This is a genomic window from Rhizobium oryzihabitans, assembly GCF_010669145.1.
GTDB lineage: Bacteria > Pseudomonadota > Alphaproteobacteria > Rhizobiales > Rhizobiaceae > Agrobacterium > Agrobacterium oryzihabitans.
Genome location: NZ_CP048632.1, coordinates 911,699 through 928,243, shown reverse-complemented (window position 1 = coordinate 928,243; position 16,545 = coordinate 911,699). Strand labels below are relative to the sequence as shown.

The window sequence follows — 16,545 nt, the reverse complement described above, 5'->3', positions numbered from 1 at the left end:
TGATATGCGGCGTTTCCGCTTAGGCAAATGGGACGGCGTGGTCTTTGAGGAAAAGACATGCGCCTTCCTCGTCTATTTCACCGGCGGCGACGTTCAGAACGAAAGTATAGAGAGTAGCTTCGTCGGTCTCGATCATGTAGCCGTTTTCCATCAGAAAAACACCGGCGGCAACGATGGCGATCCGCTTGTTGCCATCGATAAAGGCGTGATTGCGTGCGAGTCCAAAGAGATAAGCTGCAGCAAGTTCACACGGATCGTCTGCACCATAACCCGCTTTGTTTATCGGTCGGTGCAGAGCGGATTCGAGTATGCCTTCATCACGCAGGCCATGAACGCCGCCAAAACGCTCTATTTGCATGACATGTAATTGCTTGACGATGTCGCTTCGAAGAAAGATGAAGTCCGTCATTCGGCGAGTTTCTTCAAGGCAACTTTGTATTTCTCCATAAAGACACGTGCGTGATCGAGCTGCCGTGCGAAATCCGCGTCAGCAACACGCAGCTCAAAGCCGCCGTTTTTTTCTTCGATGGCAAGTGTGTCGCCCGTCTTGAGGCCCATGCGATCCAAGACTTCCTTAGGAATGATAATACCTTCGGAATTACCGATCTTGCGGATTGTGACATTCATGACGCTAACTCCTGTTATAACGATGTTATAACACATGAGGTTTTGTCATTCAACGGGCAGGTTTGGGTGCATCGTCAGACTTTATCGCCTGCCTCGCCGGATGGCGTGTAAACCTCCCACCCGCGCGGTGTCAGATGCTCCTGCGGATGATAGCGCGTCTTGTATCCCATCTTTTCCGAACCATCTACCCAGTAGCCGAGATAGACGTGCGGCAGGCCGAGCGCGCGGGTGCGGGTGATGTGGTCCATGATCATGAAGGTGCCCAGCGAGCGTTTTTCGAGATCGGGGTTGAAGAAGGAATAGACCATCGACAGCCCGTCGCTCATCACGTCGCTCAGCGCCAGGGCCAGAAGCTCGCCGCGCTTGCTGGGATCAATGCCGGAGCCCGGTTCGCGCACGCGGTATTCGATGATGCGGGTGTTCACATGCGTGTCCTCGACCATGATCGCATAATCGAGCGCCGACATGTCGGACATGCCGCCCGACTGGTGGCGGTGGTCGAGATAGCGGCGAAACAGCGAGAACTGTTCGGTGGAGGGCTCGGCGGCGTGGACGGTGGCGACGACATCCCTGTTGATGGACAGAACGCGCCGCATCGATTTTGTCGGCTGGAACTGTTCGGTCAGGATGCGCACGGAAACGCAGGCGCGGCAGTTTTCGCAAGCCGGGCGATAGGCGATGTTCTGCGAACGCCTGAAACCGCCCTGGGTCAGAAGGTCATTCATTTCCGACGCACGCGGGCCGACCAGATGCGTAAAGACCTTCCGCTCCATCTGGTTCGGCAGGTAGGGGCAGGTGGCCGGTGCCGTAAGATAGAATTGGGGAGAGGGCGTCGCCTGCGTGTTCATCGAACCGTGATCGCCTCCTGCGTCTGTTATGAAAGCGCGCCGCGATTTCACGGGGCTGGCGGCGGCGCTTCAAGCGACAAGCATAATGTCACAGAATGGCAAAATGCCGGAAAACGTCAACTGCGAGATACGGCATTTGCCTGATATGAAAGCCACGTTTACGTGGCTTTCGGCAATATCAGCGCGTTCTGACGATAACGGTGCCAAGCAGGAAGTCATGAACGAGGCGCGAGCGCTCGGTAAACAGGCCCGCGAGCAGAATCAACGGGGTCAGAACCGAGTTGATGACCCAGAAAAGCACGATGTGAACGGTCGAAAGAAGAAAATCGATTCGCCGTCCGTCCATGCGCGCCATCGCTATACCCATCGCCCGCATGCCGGGGTCGCCTGCGATGGGCCGCCGAGCGTCATGCCGAAATAAAGCACCGCCACGATGACGAACAGCGCCGGATAGAGGAAGAAGCCGAGACCCAGCGTGATCACGCCGAGAAAGAAGACAATCACGGCCGCCGGAATGCACAGCAGGAGAACGATCGCATAATCGATCAGGAACGCGAAGACGCGCCGGCTCAGGACGCCGCTATAGGCGCGCCAGTCATCCGGTGCGATATAGGTGGGGTTCTGGTCGAGGTTCATCGGTCGTTTTCTCCTGAGAGGTTCTGACAGCTCGGCACATATGCCGTGTCAGCAGACAATATGGGAAGCAAACGACCGAATACAATAAGCGCCAGCTTTCGTGTAGCCTGTCAGCCCTTTGCGAGTTTGCGTGCGGCCTCGATGGCGAAATAGGTCAGGATGCCATCGCAGCCCGCACGCTTGAAACAGAGAAGCGTTTCCATCATCACGCGCTCGCCGTCGATCCAGCCATGCATGGCCGCGGCCTTGATCTGGGTATATTCGCCGGACACCTGATAGGCGAAGGTCGGCAGGCCGAAATTCTCCTTCAGCCGCCAGCAGATGTCGAGATAGGGCAGGCCGGGTTTGACCATCAGCATGTCAGCGCCTTCCTCAACGTCGAGCGCGGCGTCGCGGATCGCCTCCATGCCGTTGGCCGGGCTGATATAGTAGCTGTTCTTGTCGCCCTTCAGCAGTCCCGCCGTGGAAATGGCCTCGCGATAGGGGCCGTAATAACCGGAGGCGAATTTCGTGGCGTAGGCCATGATGCCGACATTTTGGTGCCCCGCCGCATCGAGGCCGCGGCGGATGGCGCCGATACGGCCATCCATCATCTCCGACGGCGAAATAATGTCCGAACCGGCTTCGGCCTGAAGGATTGCCGCCCGCACGACCTGTTCCACGGTCTCGTCATTGACGATCTCGTCGCCGCGCAGAATGCCGTCATGCCCATGGCTGGTGAAGGGGTCGAGCGCAACATCGGTGATCATGCCGATATTGGGAACGGCTTTCTTGACGGCGATGGTTGCCTGATTGATGAGATTATTCGCCTCGAGTGCGTTGGAACCGGTCTCGTCGCGCAACTCCATCTCGATGTTCGGAAAGGTCGCAATTGCCGGAATGCCGAGATCGGCGGCCTCTTTTGCGGCTTCGACCAGCTTGTCGACGCTCATGCGGTTGACGCCCGGCATCGCCGGAATGGGATCGAGAATATTGCTGCCCGGCACGATGAAAACCGGCCAGATGAGATCGTCGACGGTGAGGCGGCTTTCCTGCACCAGACGGCGCGTCCAATCCGCCTTGCGATTGCGCCGCATGCGACGATGGCCGGTGATCTCGTCGACCAGATGCGTTTTGTCCTGCATGTAAGAATGTCCTTCGATCAAATTTGGAAAGCTGCATAGCATGAAGCTTGGCCCATGCGAATGCGACAATCTTCCCTCATCGGCGTCCCGCACCGGCGTGATGTTTTGACAAGGCAGGCCGTGGAATTCAATATGGGCTGGTCGCCCGCCCGTCGAGACCGTATCTTCCGGCCATGGAACCTGATTCTCAACCTCTGCCGAAGCGTCCGCTTACGGAAATCCTCTTTCTGGTCTTCATGAGGCTGGTCGCGGTTTCCTGTTTCTGGTTCGGCCTGCAATATTGGGCGATGCTGACGGGATATTCGCTGGGAGGGCACGGACGGTTCGATATGCTGAACCTGCCCTGGCGGGTGGCGGGCAGCGCGCTTGCGGTGATTTTCCCGGTCGCGGCGCTCGGTCTCTGGCTCGGCGCTTCCTGGGGGGCGGTCATCTGGGTCATGGGCGCGGGCGCTCAGATCGCCATGTACAAGGTGTGGCCGCATATCTTCGGCGCCAACACGCTCGTACCCGTGATGCACGGCCTGGTGGCAACCATTTATATACTATTTCTGGTCGCTTTCTGGCTGGATCAGCGCCAAAATGAAGAGCGCGCAAGAATTGATTTACCATAAGAATAAAGCAATTCGGCCCGATTTCGGGCCTGATTTTATCGCTAAGCCATTGATTTATAATGACTGGCTGGGAACCATTCCCGCTTCGCCACAAGTTTGGCCCCTTTGGAAAAATGCAGGTAACCATTTGTTAATCGTAGCTTTTAAGTAGAATTTTATGCGCATTGATTAGGTTCTCACTCAAGGCGGGAGACAAACAAACACACCGCCAAACAAAACAGTGAGGCAGTCATGATCAATAGCAAAGTTAAGCCGCAGGCCGTTGTTGCCGATGCACATGAAGATACCATCCGCTCGCTCTACATGGAGTCGCTGCACCTGGTGGAACGTCTCCACCGCCGCCTCCTCGATGTCATCAAGGATGAGTTCGACCGTCAGGGTCGCGATGACGTCAACGCCGTTCAGGCCCTGCTGCTGTTCAACATCGGCAATTCCGAACTGACGGCCGGCGAGCTTCGTTCGCGTGGTTATTACCTCGGCTCGAACGTCTCCTACAACGTCAAGAAGCTGGTCGACCTCGGTCTCATCAACCACCAGCGCTCGCGTGTCGACCGTCGCTCGGTCCGCATCAGCCTGACCGAAAAGGGCCAGGAAATCGCCGAAACGGTTGCCCGTCTTTATGAACGCCACGTCGGCTCGATCGAAAAGGTCGGCGGCATCGGCACCGGCGAGTTCTCCGAAATGAACAAGCTGCTGCAGCGCCTCGATCGCTTCTGGAACGACTCGATAGCCTATCGTCTTTAATACCGCGACGGTTTCACTGTTTAAGCCGGGGGCATGACTTTGCCTCCGGCTTGCGGATTCGCCTCGGAACGTTCCCCGTTTCAGCGTGTCAACCCCGGCTCACAAACCAGGCCTTCGCCCCTTTTTGCAGGGGATACAAAGCTTCGTGAGAAAAGGCTCGTGACACGAATTGGCCATATTGATATGGGACCCGCAAAGGTGAAGGAGCCGGCGGTTTCTCCTGCTGTCGTGGCAAGTCCCGACTGTTCTGCCAGACAATAGCGCCCGGATCATGGGTGTTGAGCATTACCGGCCGGCAGACACGTTGTACGTGTTTGTTAATCATATTGATTTAGGCATTGTTCAGAATGCCGAAGAGAGTGGCTGGTAGGTAGAATGACAAAGAAATCCGTATCCGATTCCGTATCGCGCCGTGCGCTTCTGCGCTCCGCCGTTTCCGTTGGTGCCGCAGCGCTTGCCGCGCCTGCCTTCGCGCAGAACGCGCTTAACGATCTCATGGGCTCTTCGCGCCGCGGCAACTGGGATGACCAGTTCGACGCCAACTCGTCGCGTTCCGCCGTGGGTGTCGTCTCCAACAACCCGGTTCTGGGGCGGGAAGCGCCTGTCTATATGCAGCAGGCGATCATGCAATATCAGCAGATCGTGCAGAACGGCGGCTGGCCCGACGTGCCCGTCACCCAGCAGCGTCTTCAGATCGGCGTCTCGGATCCCTCGGTGCAGGCGCTTCGCCAGCGCCTGATGGTCTCCGGTGACCTGACGCGCGAAGCCGGCATTTCCAGCGCCTTCGATTCCTACGTCGACGGTGCCCTGAAGCGCTTCCAGGCGCGCCACGGTCTTCCGGCCGATGGTGTCAGCGGTGAATATACGACAAAGGCGCTCAATGTTTCGGCCCAGATCCGTCTGGCGCAGCTGCAGACCAACCTTGTCCGCATCCAGTCCATGTCTGGCGATCTCGGCCAGCGTCACCTGATGGTGAATATTCCGGCCGCCGCCATCGAGGCGGTGGAGAACGAGCGCGTCGTCCTGCGCAACACGGCCGTTGTCGGCCGCGCCAGCCGCCCGACGCACGTCATCAATTCCAAGATTTATGAGGTCATCCTCAACCCCTACTGGACAGCGCCGCGCTCGATCGTCGAAAAGGACATCGTGCCCCTGATGCAGAAGGACCCGACCTATCTGGAGCGGAACAACATCCGCCTCATCGATGGCAAGGGACAGGAAGTGTCGCCGACATCCGTTGACTGGTTCGCGCCGAAGGCCCCGAACCTGATGTTCCGTCAGGACCCCGGCAAGATCAACGCCATGTCGTCCACGAAGATCAACTTCCACAATCCGAACAACGAATATATGCACGACACGCCGCAGCAGGGCCTGTTCAACAAGCTGATGCGTTTCGAATCCTCCGGCTGCGTGCGCGTGCAGAACGTGCGCGACCTGACAAGCTGGCTGCTGCGCGACACGCCCGGCTGGTCACGTCAGGAAATGGAGCGCGTCATCGCAACCCGCGTCAACACGCCGATAAAGCTGGCGCAGGAAGTTCCTGTCTATTTCGTCTACATCACCGCATGGTCGGCGAAGGACGGCGTGGTGCAGTTCCGCGACGACATCTATGAGAAGGACGGCAACGCCGAACTGGCACTCAACACGACGACCGGCATCGAGCAGCCGGCCGGCCCGGTTGACGACGACCTGTTGCCGCGCAACTGATCCGGCTTTGCTTTCATTGAAGGCCGCGCTTCGCCGGGTGCGGCGTAGCCCTCATACGCCGTCACCCCGGACCTGATCCGGGGTCCAGTGCGATCAAGTCCTTGATCGCGAGAGAGTCCTTTCACGGCGCAGACGCGCCGTGGCTGGATGCCGGATCTAGTCCGGCATGACGGGAGGAAAGCTTGTCGCCTTTCCTCACAAGTCTGATCCTCCCCGCCGCGTGCGGCTTTTTCTCCTCTCACCGCTGCTTTCATAAAAACAACTGTCGTTTTTTGTCGCAACGTCGCAGTTTGACGGGCAAATCTCGCAGCCCGTATTGCTCTTGTCCGGGCAGGGCGCTAAGACGCCATCGCATTACTGTTTCAGGAGCCTTCACCATGTCGAACACAGATGCTTTCTTCTCCCGTCCGCTTGCCGAAGTCGATCCGGATATTTTCGGCGCGATCGAGAAGGAACTGGGTCGCCAGCGCCACGAGATCGAACTGATCGCCTCGGAAAACATCGTTTCCCGCGCCGTGCTCGAAGCGCAGGGTTCGATCATGACCAACAAATATGCGGAAGGTTATCCGGGCAAGCGTTATTACGGCGGCTGCCAGTTCGTCGACATCGCTGAAGAACTCGCCATCGAGCGCGCCAAGAAGCTGTTCGGCGTCAACTTCGCCAACGTGCAGCCGAATTCCGGTTCGCAGATGAACCAGGCCGTGTTCCTCGCGCTCCTGCAGCCGGGTGATACCTTCATGGGTCTCGACCTGAACTCGGGAGGCCATCTGACGCATGGTTCGCCGGTCAACATGTCTGGCAAGTGGTTCAACGTCGTGTCCTACGGTGTGCGCGAAGGCGACAACCTGCTCGACATGGACGAAGTGGAGCGCAAGGCCAAGGAAACCCGGCCGAAGCTGATCCTTGCCGGCGGCACCGCCTATTCCCGCATCTGGGACTGGAAGCGCTTCCGCGAGATCGCCGATGAAGTCGGCGCCTATCTGATGGTCGACATGGCCCACATTGCCGGTCTGGTTGCCGGTGGCCAGCATCCGTCGCCATTCCCGCATTGCCATGTTGCCACGACAACGACGCACAAGTCGCTGCGCGGCCCGCGTGGCGGCATGATCCTCACCAATGACGAGGATTTGGCCAAGAAGTTCAACTCGGCCGTTTTCCCCGGCCTCCAGGGCGGCCCGCTGATGCACGTCATCGCCGCCAAGGCGGTTGCCTTCGGTGAGGCGCTGCAGCCGGAATTCCAGGACTACGCCGCGCAGGTCGTCAAGAACGCCAAGGCGCTTGCCGAAACGCTGGTCGAAGGCGGTCTGGATGTCGTCTCCGGCGGCACCGACAACCACCTGATGCTGGTCGATCTTCGCAAGAAGAACGCCACCGGCAAGCGGGCGGAAGCAGCCCTTGGCCGCGCCTACATCACCTGCAACAAGAACGGCATTCCTTTCGATCCGGAAAAGCCCTTCGTCACCTCGGGTGTGCGTCTCGGCACGCCGGCCGGCACGACGCGCGGTTTCAAGGAAGCGGAATTCCGCGAAATCGGCAAACTGATCGTCGAAGTTCTCGATGGTCTGAAGGTTGCCAATTCGGATGAGGGCAATGCCGCCGTCGAGGCTGCGGTGCGTGAAAAGGTCGTCGGCCTGACCGACCGTTTCCCGATGTACCCCTACATGTAAGAGAGGAAGACGATGCGCTGCCCATTTTGCGGTTCCGAAGACACACAGGTCAAGGACTCGCGTCCGGCGGAGGACAATACCTCCATCCGCCGGCGGCGCATCTGCCCCGATTGCGGCGGCCGCTTCACGACCTATGAGCGCGTGCAACTGCGCGAGCTGATGGTCATCAAGAAAAGCGGCCGCAAGCTGCCCTTCGACCGGGAAAAGCTGGTGCGATCCTTCGAGATCGCGCTGCGCAAGCGCCCGGTCGACCGTGACCGGATCGAGCGCGCCGTCTCCGGCATCGTCCGCCGCCTGGAAAGTTCCGGCGAGACGGAAATCCCCTCGGAAGAAATCGGCCTGCAGGTTCTCGAAGCGCTGAAGAGCCTCGATGACGTGGCCTTCGTGCGCTACGCCTCGGTCTATCGCGATTTCAGCCACGCCGAGGATTTCGAGAACGTCATTGCCGAAATCAACGCCAAGATCGCCCGTGATACGGACGCCGGAGTGTAGACGTGACGACCCGCGCCGATGACGAAAGATTCATGGCCCGGGCAATCGAGGTTTCGCTTCGCCATCAGGGTCAGACGCTCACCAACCCATCGGTTGGCTGTGTTCTCGTAAAAGACGGGCAAATCATCGCCGAAGCGGTCACCGCCATTGGCGGCCGCCCCCACGCCGAGAGGCAGGCGCTGGAGATGGCCGGGCAAGCCGCACGCGGCGCTACCGCCTATGTAACCCTCGAACCCTGTTCGCACTGGGGCAAGACACCACCCTGCGCCAATGCGCTGGTGGAATTCGGCGTTGCCCGCGTCGTGGTTGCTGTCGACGATCCGGATGAGCGTGTTTCGGGGCGCGGTTACGCGATCCTGCGCGATGCGGGCATTGCGGTGGAAACCGGCCTGTTGCGCCGTGAAGGCGAGCGGGCGCTTGCCGGTTACCTCACACGTCAGGTTAGAAAACGCCCGCATGTGATTCTAAAGCTTGCTGTTTCCGCTGATGGCATGATCGGCAGGAAAGGCGAGGGGCAGGTGGCGATTACCGGGCCGCAGGCTCGCCACGCCGTGCATGAGCTCCGGGCGCGCTGTGATTGCATCCTTGTCGGTATCGGTACGGCGATCGCGGATGATCCGGAATTGACGGTCCGCGTTGAAGGTCTAGAGGATCGCTCGCCGGTCCGCATCGTGCTTGATCGACATTTTGAATTGCCGCTGACATCGAAGCTGGTGAAGACGGCGCGCGAGGTGCCGGTAATCGTTGCGGTCGCGGCGTTACCCCCTCTGCCCTGCCGGGCATCTCCCCTCAAGGGGGGAGATCGATGGAGCGCTGCTCGGTCATGCATCGATGGCCAGAGAGGGTGAACCGGCACCGAAATTTGAACGATCGGACAGCCCCTTGCCGATCTCCCCCCTTGAGGGGGAGATGCCCGGCAGGGCAGAGGGGGGTAACGCCGAGTCAAAGCGCCAACTCCTGACCGACGCCGGCGTCCAGATCCTCGAAGCCCCAACCCTCGAAAACCTCCTCCACATTCTCGCCGAAAGCGGCATGTCGGAACTTCTGGTCGAAGGTGGCGCTTTTGCCGCAAAATCATTCCTTGAAGCGGGGCTGGTGGACCGTATCATGCTATTTGAAAGCCCGGTCGTGGTCGGTGACGGCGGCATTGAAACGCCGCTCCGCCGTGCCGATATTCCGGGCGATTATGTTTTGGTCAGCGAAACCACCTACGGGCCGGATCGCTGCTTCGATTATGAAAGGCCGCTTTGATGTTTACCGGAATTGTCACCGACGTTGGAACCGTGTCCGAGCTGGAAGCCCTGGCAGAAGGCATCCGTCTGCGGGTGGCGACCAATTACGATCCCAGGACCATCGATATGGGCGCATCGATCTCCCATGGCGGCATCTGCCTGACGGTGACCAGACTGCCGGAAGACGGCAGCAATGAGCGCTGGTTCGAGGTCGAGGCCTGGGAAGAGGCATTGCGCCTGACGACGATCGCCAGCTGGCAGACGGGCACGCATGTCAATCTGGAGCGCGCGCTCAAGATCGGCGACGAGCTTGGTGGTCACATCGTCTCCGGCCATGTCGACGGACGGGCGGAAATCCTCGCGGTAGAGCCGGAAGGCGAAGCGGTCCGCATCCGCCTGCGTGCACCGGACCATCTGGCGAAATTCGTCGCGCCCAAGGGCTCCGTCGCGCTGGACGGCACATCGCTGACCGTCAACGCCGTCGAGGGCACGGATTTCGACGTTCTTTTGATCCGCCATACGCTTTCCGTCACCACATGGGGCGAACGCCAGCCGGGCGATTTCGTCAATTTCGAAGTCGACACCATGGCACGTTATGCCGCCAGACTTGCGGAATTTCCCTCGGCGTAAGTCGAGGAGGCAGGTTCGGCGTTTTATTGTGTTCGCCTGACGCTTCCACCTCCCGTCATTCCGGCTCAAGGCCGGAATGACGGGAGGTGCGTTACACGTACCGGAAATCGCGACACATCAATCGTTGTCCGGCACTCAGCTTCCGATTGAGGCGCAAACGCTATAAAGACATGTCTAGTGCCGATAGCGGGACCAACCGGGGTAGGGGAAATACATCATGCCGTCTTTTGAGCTGCTGACAGCCTTTTTCATAACCACCGCCCTGTTTGCCTATATTCCCGGCCCGGCCATGCTTTATGCGGCGGCGCAGACAATGGCGCGCGGCCGGTTTGCCGGGCTTATGGCGGTGCTCGGCATCCATGTCGGCTGCTATTTCCATATCGTCGCCTCTGCGGCGGGGCTTTCGGTGCTGTTTCAGGCCGTACCGTGGCTTTATCTCGCCGTTAAGCTGTGCGGTGCGCTTTATCTCATCTGGCTCGGCTTCTCGATGGTGCGCAGCAAGCTTGAAGGTGAGGCCGTCAATCTGGCCATCGAGCCGAAATCGGCGAGGCGCGCCTTCATCGACAGCATCATCGTCGATGTGCTCAATCCAAAAACCGCGCTGTTCTTTCTGGCGTTTCTGCCGCAATTCGTCGACCCTGCGGCGGCCTTTCCGGTCTGGCTGCAATTGCTGATCCTCGGCATCGCCGTCAATTTCATTTTTTCCTCGGCCGATCTGGTCGGCGTGCTTCTGGCCGGCGCAATGGTCGGTCGACTGAAGCGTTCCAGCGCCGTGCAGGTGCTTGCCCGCCGCGCTGCCGGAACCGTGCTGATGGGGCTCGGCGTCCACCTGGCCTTCCAGAAAACCTGATTCTTGTCGGGTGGCGCCGAAAGGCTTGAAACCCGGCGAAATGCCCCGCAAACGGGTCCTCCTGCGCCGGTGATACATGAAATTACTTGCCAAGAACGGCCAGCCGTGGTTTGACCGCCGCAAAAGCCGGTATGATCCGGCGCGAACCTTTTCAGGAAAATTCCATGTCCAAACCCCATCTTCTTATCGTGGAAGCACGTTTTTATGACGATATGGCCGATGCTCTTCTCGAAGGCGCAAAGTTTGCGCTTGATGAAGCTGGCGCCACCTATGACGTCATCACCGTTCCCGGCGCGCTCGAAATCCCCGCTGCCATTGCCATGGCGCTGGATGGCGCGGATAATGACGGCACGGAATATGACGGTTTCGTCGCACTCGGCATGGTCATTCGTGGCGAGACCTACCATTTCGACATCGTCTCCAACGAATCGTCCCGCGCCCTGATGGATCTCGCCGTCAGCGAATCGCTGGCCATCGGCAACGGCATCCTGACCGTTGAGAATGACGAGCAGGCATGGGCGCGTGTTCGCCGTTCCGACAAGGACAAGGGCGGTTTTGCGGCCCGCGCGGCTCTGACGATGATCGAGCTCAAGAAAAAACTGGGTGGCTGAACGCATGTCGAATGTTGAAAATGGCGGCGAACCGCGCCAGCCTTCGGTAAAGCCGGCAAACCAGCGCGGCGCGGCCCGCCTTGCGGCTGTGCAGGCCCTTTACCAGATGGATGTCGGCGGAACGGGCGTGATGGAAGTCGTGGCCGAATACGAGGCGCATCGCCTCGGGCAGGAAGTCGATGGCGATACCTATCTGAAGGCCGATCCTTCCTGGTTCCGCTCCATCGTCTCCGGCGTCGTCCGCGACCAGACGAAGATCGATCCGCTGGTGCGCTCCGCACTTCTGGAAGACTGGCCGCTGTCCCGTCTCGATGCTACCGTGCGCGCCATCCTGCGCGCCGGCGCTTTCGAGATTCTCGAGCGCAAGGACGTGCCGGTCGCCGTCATCGTGACGGAATATGTCGAAATCGCCCGTGCTTTCTTCGAGCACGACGAGCCGAAGCTGGTGAATGCGGTGCTCGACCGCATTGCCAAGCAGGTGCGCGGCGAGGCAAAACGCTAAGATACGTTAGGTGAGGAAGACATGAGCGCCGTTTCCGTCCCCGGACTTGAAGTTCAACTGGACGAGGCGAAGCGCAACGTCTTCCTCCTGACCGCCGCTCAGGCGATCATGGGATCGGCAGCGCCTTTGAGCTTCTCGGTCGGCGCGCTTGCCGGCTATCAGTTGCTCGGGGCTGACAAGTCGCTCGCCACCGCACCGCTGACCGGCTTCAACATCGGCGTTGCGCTTGGCGCCATCTGCGTTGCGGCAGCGTCTCGATTTCTCGGCCGCAAGACGGGCTTCATGGTCGGCGCGCTGATGTGCTCGATTGGCGGCGGTATCGCTGCGGTGGCGCTCTTCCGTTCGGATTTCTGGCTATTCGCCATCGGCCTGCTGCTGATTGGCATTTCCGGCGGCTTCACGCAGAAAATCCGCTTCGCCGCCGCGGACGCATCCCCCTCCTTCTACAAGCCGAAAGCCATTTCCTGGATATTGGCGGGTGGCATCGTCTCGGCCATCGTCGGGCCGCAGCTTGCCATCTTCGGCAAGGACGTCTTCGCACCGGTCACCTTCGCCGGTGCTTTCATCGCGCTCGTGCCGCTCGGCATCGTTTCGATTGTGATTCTATCATTCCTGAAATTGCCGGATCCGAAGGCTGCCTCTACCCATGCGCAGGCGGCGCGGCCCCTGTCGGAAATCGTGCGGACACACCGTTTCATCACTGGCATGGTCTGCGGCATCGGTTCCTATGCGTTGATGACCTTCATGATGACGGGCGCACCGCTCGCCATGGTGGTGGGCTGTGGCTTCCCCACCGAACTCGCGACCCTCGGTATTCAGTGGCACGTCCTGGCAATGTTCGGGCCGAGCTTTTTCACCGGCATGCTGATCTCGCGATTCGGAGCCGAAAAAATCGTCGCCTCCGGTCTCGTCGTGCTGATGGCCTGCGCCATCGTTGCCCACATGGGCATCGAACTGTGGAATTTCTGGGCGGCGCTCATCCTTCTCGGACTTGGCTGGAATTTCGGTTTCATTGGCGCAACCGCCATCATCACCTCGAGCTATCGCCCGCATGAGGCGGACAAGGTGCAGGGCTTCCACGATATCGTCCTGTTCGGCACGGTGGCGCTTTCGTCTTTCTCGTCCGGCAAGGTGTTCACGGCCTGGGGCTGGTCGGTGATGAACCTCGTCATCTGGCCGGTTGCGGGGCTTTGCCTCCTGCTCGTGCTGTCGCTGCTGCTCACTCCGCGCAGGAACGCCGCCTGAGATTGCGGTCGCGCTCTACCCCTTTCATGTTTCAGGCAAAATTGTGGGCTTGACGCCGCGCCTTTCGCCAACGCAATCTTGCCGCGCAGGTCATTCTTCCTTGGGAGGGGAACAAATGGCCACGACAGGACCTGGAGCGCTTGCGATCGCCCCCGTCCTTGCACAAGGTTTCGCCACGCCGGGGAGGGAGTGAGACCCGGCTTTTTGGGAGGTAAGTGCGCATGACCGTAATACCCATAGTAATTTTATGCGGTATCCTGTCCGTGGTTTACGCGGTATGGACAACCAGAAGCGTTCTCGAGGCCGATCAGGGCAACGAGCGCATGCGTGAAATAGCAGGTTTTATCCGTGAAGGTGCGCAGGCTTATCTCACCCGTCAATATCTCACCATCGCCATCGTCGGATTGATCGTCGCCGTTCTCGCCTGGTATCTGCTGTCGTCCATGGCGGCCATCGGTTTCCTCATCGGCGCGGTGCTTTCGGGCGCTGCCGGTTTTGTCGGCATGCACGTCTCCGTCCGGGCCAATCTGCGCACCGCGCAGGCGGCGTCCCACAGCCTTTCCGCCGGTCTCGACATCGCCTTCAAGTCGGGCGCCATCACCGGCATGCTGGTGGCAGGTCTCGCGCTGCTCGGCGTTTCCATCTATTATTACATCCTGACCTCGGTGATGGGCCATGCGCCCGGATCGCGTGAGGTAATCGACGCGCTGGTGTCGCTCGGTTTCGGCGCGTCGCTGATCTCCATTTTCGCCCGTCTCGGCGGCGGCATCTTTACTAAAGGCGCAGATGTCGGCGGCGATCTCGTCGGCAAGGTCGAGGCCGGCATTCCGGAGGACGACCCACGCAACCCCGCAACGATCGCCGACAATGTCGGTGACAATGTCGGCGATTGCGCCGGCATGGCGGCCGACCTTTTCGAGACCTATGCCGTCTCGGTTGTCGCGACCATGGTTCTTGCGGCAATCTTCTTTGCCGGAACGCCCATTCTGGAAAGCGCCATGGCCTATCCGCTGGCCATTTGCGGCGCCTGCATCCTGACCTCGATTGCTGGCACCTTCTTCGTCAAGCTCGGCACCAATAATTCCATCATGGGTGCGCTCTACAAGGGGCTGATCGCCACGGGCATCTTCTCGATCGCCGGCCTCGCAGTCGCCACCTATGCCACGGTTGGCTGGGGAACGGTGGGCACGGTGGCCGGCATGGAGATTACCGGCACCAACCTCTTCCTGTGCGGGATCGTCGGCCTCGTCGTGACGGCGCTGATCGTCGTCATCACCGAATATTATACCGGCACCAACAAACGCCCGGTCAATTCCATCGCGCAGGCATCGGTCACCGGCCACGGCACCAACGTCATCCAGGGACTTGCGGTCTCACTGGAATCGACGGCGCTGCCGGCACTCGTCATCGTCGGCGGCATCATCGGCACCTACCAGCTCGGCGGCCTCTTCGGCACCGGCATCGCGGTCACCGCCATGCTGGGTCTGGCAGGCATGATCGTGGCGCTCGACGCTTTCGGCCCGGTGACGGACAATGCCGGCGGTATTGCCGAAATGGCCGGTCTCGACCCTGATGTGCGCAAGGCGACCGACGCGCTGGATGCCGTCGGCAACACCACCAAGGCCGTGACCAAGGGTTATGCCATCGGCTCGGCCGGTCTCGGTGCGCTGGTGCTGTTTGCGGCATATTCCAACGACCTGTCCTATTTCGCCGCCAATGGCGATACCTATCCCTACTTCAAGGACATTGGCGAGATTTCCTTCAGCCTCGCCAACCCTTACGTCGTTGCCGGTCTGCTGTTTGGCGGCCTCATTCCGTATCTCTTTGGCGGCATCGCGATGACGGCGGTGGGCAAGGCCGCAAGCTCGATCGTCGAGGAAGTCCGCCGCCAGTTCCGGGAAAAACCCGGCATCATGGCCGGAACGGAAAAACCGGACTATGGCAGGGCGGTCGATCTTTTGACCAAGGCTGCCATCAAGGAAATGGTCATTCCGTCGCTCCTGCCGGTTCTGGCGCCGCTCGTCGTTTATTTCGGCGTGCTGCTCATCTCTGGCTCCAAGGCGTCTGCCTTCGCGGCGCTGGGCGCATCTCTGCTCGGCGTCATCATCAACGGCCTGTTCGTGGCGATTTCCATGACCTCCGGTGGCGGCGCCTGGGACAATGCGAAGAAGAGCTTCGAGGATGGCTTCATCGACAAGGACGGCGTGCGCCACCTCAAGGGCTCGGACGCCCACAAGGCGTCGGTGACCGGCGACACGGTCGGCGATCCCTACAAGGATACAGCCGGTCCGGCCGTCAACCCGGCCATCAAGATCACCAATATCGTGGCGCTGCTGCTGCTTGCGGTTCTTGCCCACTGAAAACTGAGGTTCCGACGAATGAAAAAGGCCCGGGGAGCGATCCCGGGCCTTTGAATTTCCGTTCCTTCTTCCGATCAGGGGGTGTTGTTGCCCTGGCCGAGAATGCTCTTGGCGATATTGGCGCCCGAGGTGCCGCCGGAGAGCAGCTGCTGCAGGAAGGTCAGATCCTTGCCGCCTGTCGGGGTGGTGCGCGAAATCGTGTCGAAGACCTTGCCGTCCTGCAGCGCGTAATTGGCCTTGCGCTCGATCACGCCGTCCTTGTTGAAATAGATCGCAAGAATATTCTGCTCGACCAGCGTCGGCTTCATGAAGGCCGCGCGGCGCACACGCTTCTGCGAGATGTAGTAGAAAACTTCGTTGCCGAAGGTCGCCGTGGTTGAGGGCGTGCCCATGGTCAAGAGAACCTGCTCGCGGCTGGAGCCTTCCGGGATCAGCTGGAGCGCCTGGTCGTCCATGACGTAGCCATTGTGGAACACGTCGGTCGTGCTGGTGCAGGCGGAAAGCAGGCCGGACGCGAGGACGATTGCGATGGCCGTTTTGCTCAGAATTTTGCCCTGACTTTCGGATTTCTGCTTGCTCAACTGCGTTTTCCCGACTGCGATCATGAATGGCACCTTCCGGCATTGCGTGGTGCACAGTGTCTGTGCACATGATTGTGT

General features: G+C 59.9%; 16 protein-coding genes and 2 pseudogenes. 12 read left to right on the top strand and 6 right to left on the bottom strand.

Annotated elements, in window-relative coordinates; genetic code table 11:
• Positions 1-19: 19 nt before the first annotated feature.
• The 5 genes and pseudogenes from G3A56_RS05030 to hemB form a co-directional block, all read right to left on the bottom strand.
• Positions 20-409 carry a type II toxin-antitoxin system death-on-curing family toxin gene (locus tag G3A56_RS05030; RefSeq protein ID WP_082184098.1) on the bottom strand — a complete coding sequence of 130 codons (390 nt, stop codon included), beginning with the start codon at positions 407-409 and terminating at the stop codon, positions 20-22.
• Positions 406-627 (bottom strand): AbrB/MazE/SpoVT family DNA-binding domain-containing protein, encoded by a 222-nt coding sequence (locus tag G3A56_RS05025; RefSeq protein WP_082184099.1) that lies wholly within the window; start codon positions 625-627, stop codon positions 406-408. The genes G3A56_RS05030 and G3A56_RS05025 overlap by 4 nt, the downstream gene beginning before the upstream one ends.
• Positions 628-701: 74 nt before the next feature.
• Complete coding sequence (locus G3A56_RS05020) at positions 702-1,475, bottom strand: arginyltransferase (protein WP_082184100.1); 774 nt, start codon at positions 1,473-1,475, stop codon at positions 702-704.
• Positions 1,476-1,653: 178 nt separating this feature from the next.
• Positions 1,654-2,111, bottom strand: a pseudogene (locus G3A56_RS05015) (RDD family protein).
• A 110-nt stretch (positions 2,112-2,221) separates the two neighbouring features.
• A complete protein-coding gene (gene hemB, locus G3A56_RS05010; RefSeq protein WP_082184654.1) occupies positions 2,222-3,235 on the bottom strand; it encodes a porphobilinogen synthase in 1,014 nt (337 codons plus the stop codon).
• Between the two features lie 173 nt (positions 3,236-3,408).
• On the opposite strand from hemB, the gene G3A56_RS05005 reads away from it, so the two are divergent.
• The 12 genes and pseudogenes from G3A56_RS05005 (at position 3,409) to G3A56_RS04950 (ending at position 15,886) form a co-directional block, all read left to right on the top strand.
• The gene (locus G3A56_RS05005) at positions 3,409-3,846 is read left to right on the top strand and encodes a DUF6163 family protein (protein WP_164056192.1); all 438 of its coding nucleotides are present in this window, start codon (positions 3,409-3,411) and stop codon (positions 3,844-3,846) included.
• Between the two features lie 234 nt (positions 3,847-4,080).
• Positions 4,081-4,590, top strand: a complete 510-nt coding sequence (ldtR, locus tag G3A56_RS05000; RefSeq protein WP_026363448.1) for a transcriptional regulator LdtR — start codon at positions 4,081-4,083, stop codon at positions 4,588-4,590.
• A 375-nt stretch (positions 4,591-4,965) separates the two neighbouring features.
• Positions 4,966-6,297 carry a L,D-transpeptidase family protein gene (locus tag G3A56_RS04995; RefSeq protein WP_082184103.1) on the top strand — a complete coding sequence of 444 codons (1,332 nt, stop codon included), beginning with the start codon at positions 4,966-4,968 and terminating at the stop codon, positions 6,295-6,297.
• A 377-nt stretch (positions 6,298-6,674) separates the two neighbouring features.
• Entirely contained in the window at positions 6,675-7,964 is a 1,290-nt protein-coding gene (gene glyA, locus G3A56_RS04990; protein ID WP_003496677.1) for a serine hydroxymethyltransferase, read from the top strand.
• A gap of 12 nt (positions 7,965-7,976) precedes the next feature.
• Positions 7,977-8,456: a transcriptional regulator NrdR gene (gene nrdR, locus G3A56_RS04985; RefSeq protein ID WP_003496675.1), complete on the top strand. Its 480-nt coding sequence runs from the start codon at positions 7,977-7,979 to the stop codon at positions 8,454-8,456.
• Positions 8,457-8,458: 2 nt separating this feature from the next.
• A pseudogene (gene ribD, locus G3A56_RS04980) lies at positions 8,459-9,707 on the top strand (bifunctional diaminohydroxyphosphoribosylaminopyrimidine deaminase/5-amino-6-(5-phosphoribosylamino)uracil reductase RibD).
• Positions 9,707-10,318, top strand: a complete 612-nt coding sequence (locus G3A56_RS04975) for a riboflavin synthase (RefSeq protein WP_082184105.1) — start codon at positions 9,707-9,709, stop codon at positions 10,316-10,318. Before ribD ends, G3A56_RS04975 begins: the two are co-directional and overlap by 1 nt.
• 217 nt (positions 10,319-10,535) lie before the next feature.
• Positions 10,536-11,168 carry a LysE family translocator gene (locus tag G3A56_RS04970; protein WP_003496670.1) on the top strand — a complete coding sequence of 211 codons (633 nt, stop codon included), beginning with the start codon at positions 10,536-10,538 and terminating at the stop codon, positions 11,166-11,168.
• Positions 11,169-11,332: 164 nt separating this feature from the next.
• On the top strand, positions 11,333-11,779 hold the full coding sequence (gene ribH, locus G3A56_RS04965; protein ID WP_035242828.1) for a 6,7-dimethyl-8-ribityllumazine synthase: 447 nt from the start codon (positions 11,333-11,335) through the stop codon (positions 11,777-11,779).
• A 4-nt stretch (positions 11,780-11,783) separates the two neighbouring features.
• Complete coding sequence (gene nusB, locus G3A56_RS04960) at positions 11,784-12,281, top strand: transcription antitermination factor NusB (protein WP_035242827.1); 498 nt, start codon at positions 11,784-11,786, stop codon at positions 12,279-12,281.
• Between the two features lie 21 nt (positions 12,282-12,302).
• A complete protein-coding gene (locus G3A56_RS04955; RefSeq protein ID WP_082184106.1) occupies positions 12,303-13,526 on the top strand; it encodes an MFS transporter in 1,224 nt (407 codons plus the stop codon).
• Positions 13,527-13,747: 221 nt separating this feature from the next.
• A complete protein-coding gene (locus G3A56_RS04950; RefSeq protein WP_035242648.1) occupies positions 13,748-15,886 on the top strand; it encodes a sodium-translocating pyrophosphatase in 2,139 nt (712 codons plus the stop codon).
• Between the two features lie 74 nt (positions 15,887-15,960).
• Here the strand turns inward: G3A56_RS04950 and G3A56_RS04945 are convergent, their stop codons facing one another.
• Positions 15,961-16,491 carry an outer membrane protein assembly factor BamE gene (locus tag G3A56_RS04945; protein WP_003496665.1) on the bottom strand — a complete coding sequence of 177 codons (531 nt, stop codon included), beginning with the start codon at positions 16,489-16,491 and terminating at the stop codon, positions 15,961-15,963.
• Positions 16,492-16,545: the final 54 nt, after the last annotated feature.

What these genes read in the sequence shown, in the direction of transcription:
- G3A56_RS04955 (WP_082184106.1), top strand. Translation starts at nt 12,303, where the DNA reads ATGAGCGCCGTTTCCGTCCCCGGACTTGAAGTTCAACTGGACGAGGCG.
- G3A56_RS04970 (WP_003496670.1), top strand. Translation starts at nt 10,536, where the DNA reads ATGCCGTCTTTTGAGCTGCTGACAGCCTTTTTCATAACCACCGCCCTG.
- G3A56_RS05030 (WP_082184098.1), bottom strand. Translation starts at nt 409, where the DNA reads ATGACGGACTTCATCTTTCTTCGAAGCGACATCGTCAAGCAATTACAT.
- ribH (WP_035242828.1), top strand. Translation starts at nt 11,333, where the DNA reads ATGTCCAAACCCCATCTTCTTATCGTGGAAGCACGTTTTTATGACGAT.
- G3A56_RS04945 (WP_003496665.1), bottom strand. Translation starts at nt 16,491, where the DNA reads ATGATCGCAGTCGGGAAAACGCAGTTGAGCAAGCAGAAATCCGAAAGT.
- G3A56_RS05025 (WP_082184099.1), bottom strand. Translation starts at nt 627, where the DNA reads ATGAATGTCACAATCCGCAAGATCGGTAATTCCGAAGGTATTATCATT.
- nrdR (WP_003496675.1), top strand. Translation starts at nt 7,977, where the DNA reads ATGCGCTGCCCATTTTGCGGTTCCGAAGACACACAGGTCAAGGACTCG.
- G3A56_RS04995 (WP_082184103.1), top strand. Translation starts at nt 4,966, where the DNA reads ATGACAAAGAAATCCGTATCCGATTCCGTATCGCGCCGTGCGCTTCTG.
- G3A56_RS05020 (WP_082184100.1), bottom strand. Translation starts at nt 1,475, where the DNA reads ATGAACACGCAGGCGACGCCCTCTCCCCAATTCTATCTTACGGCACCG.
- G3A56_RS04950 (WP_035242648.1), top strand. Translation starts at nt 13,748, where the DNA reads ATGACCGTAATACCCATAGTAATTTTATGCGGTATCCTGTCCGTGGTT.
- glyA (WP_003496677.1), top strand. Translation starts at nt 6,675, where the DNA reads ATGTCGAACACAGATGCTTTCTTCTCCCGTCCGCTTGCCGAAGTCGAT.
- G3A56_RS05005 (WP_164056192.1), top strand. Translation starts at nt 3,409, where the DNA reads ATGGAACCTGATTCTCAACCTCTGCCGAAGCGTCCGCTTACGGAAATC.
- hemB (WP_082184654.1), bottom strand. Translation starts at nt 3,235, where the DNA reads ATGCAGGACAAAACGCATCTGGTCGACGAGATCACCGGCCATCGTCGC.
- nusB (WP_035242827.1), top strand. Translation starts at nt 11,784, where the DNA reads ATGTCGAATGTTGAAAATGGCGGCGAACCGCGCCAGCCTTCGGTAAAG.
- G3A56_RS04975 (WP_082184105.1), top strand. Translation starts at nt 9,707, where the DNA reads ATGTTTACCGGAATTGTCACCGACGTTGGAACCGTGTCCGAGCTGGAA.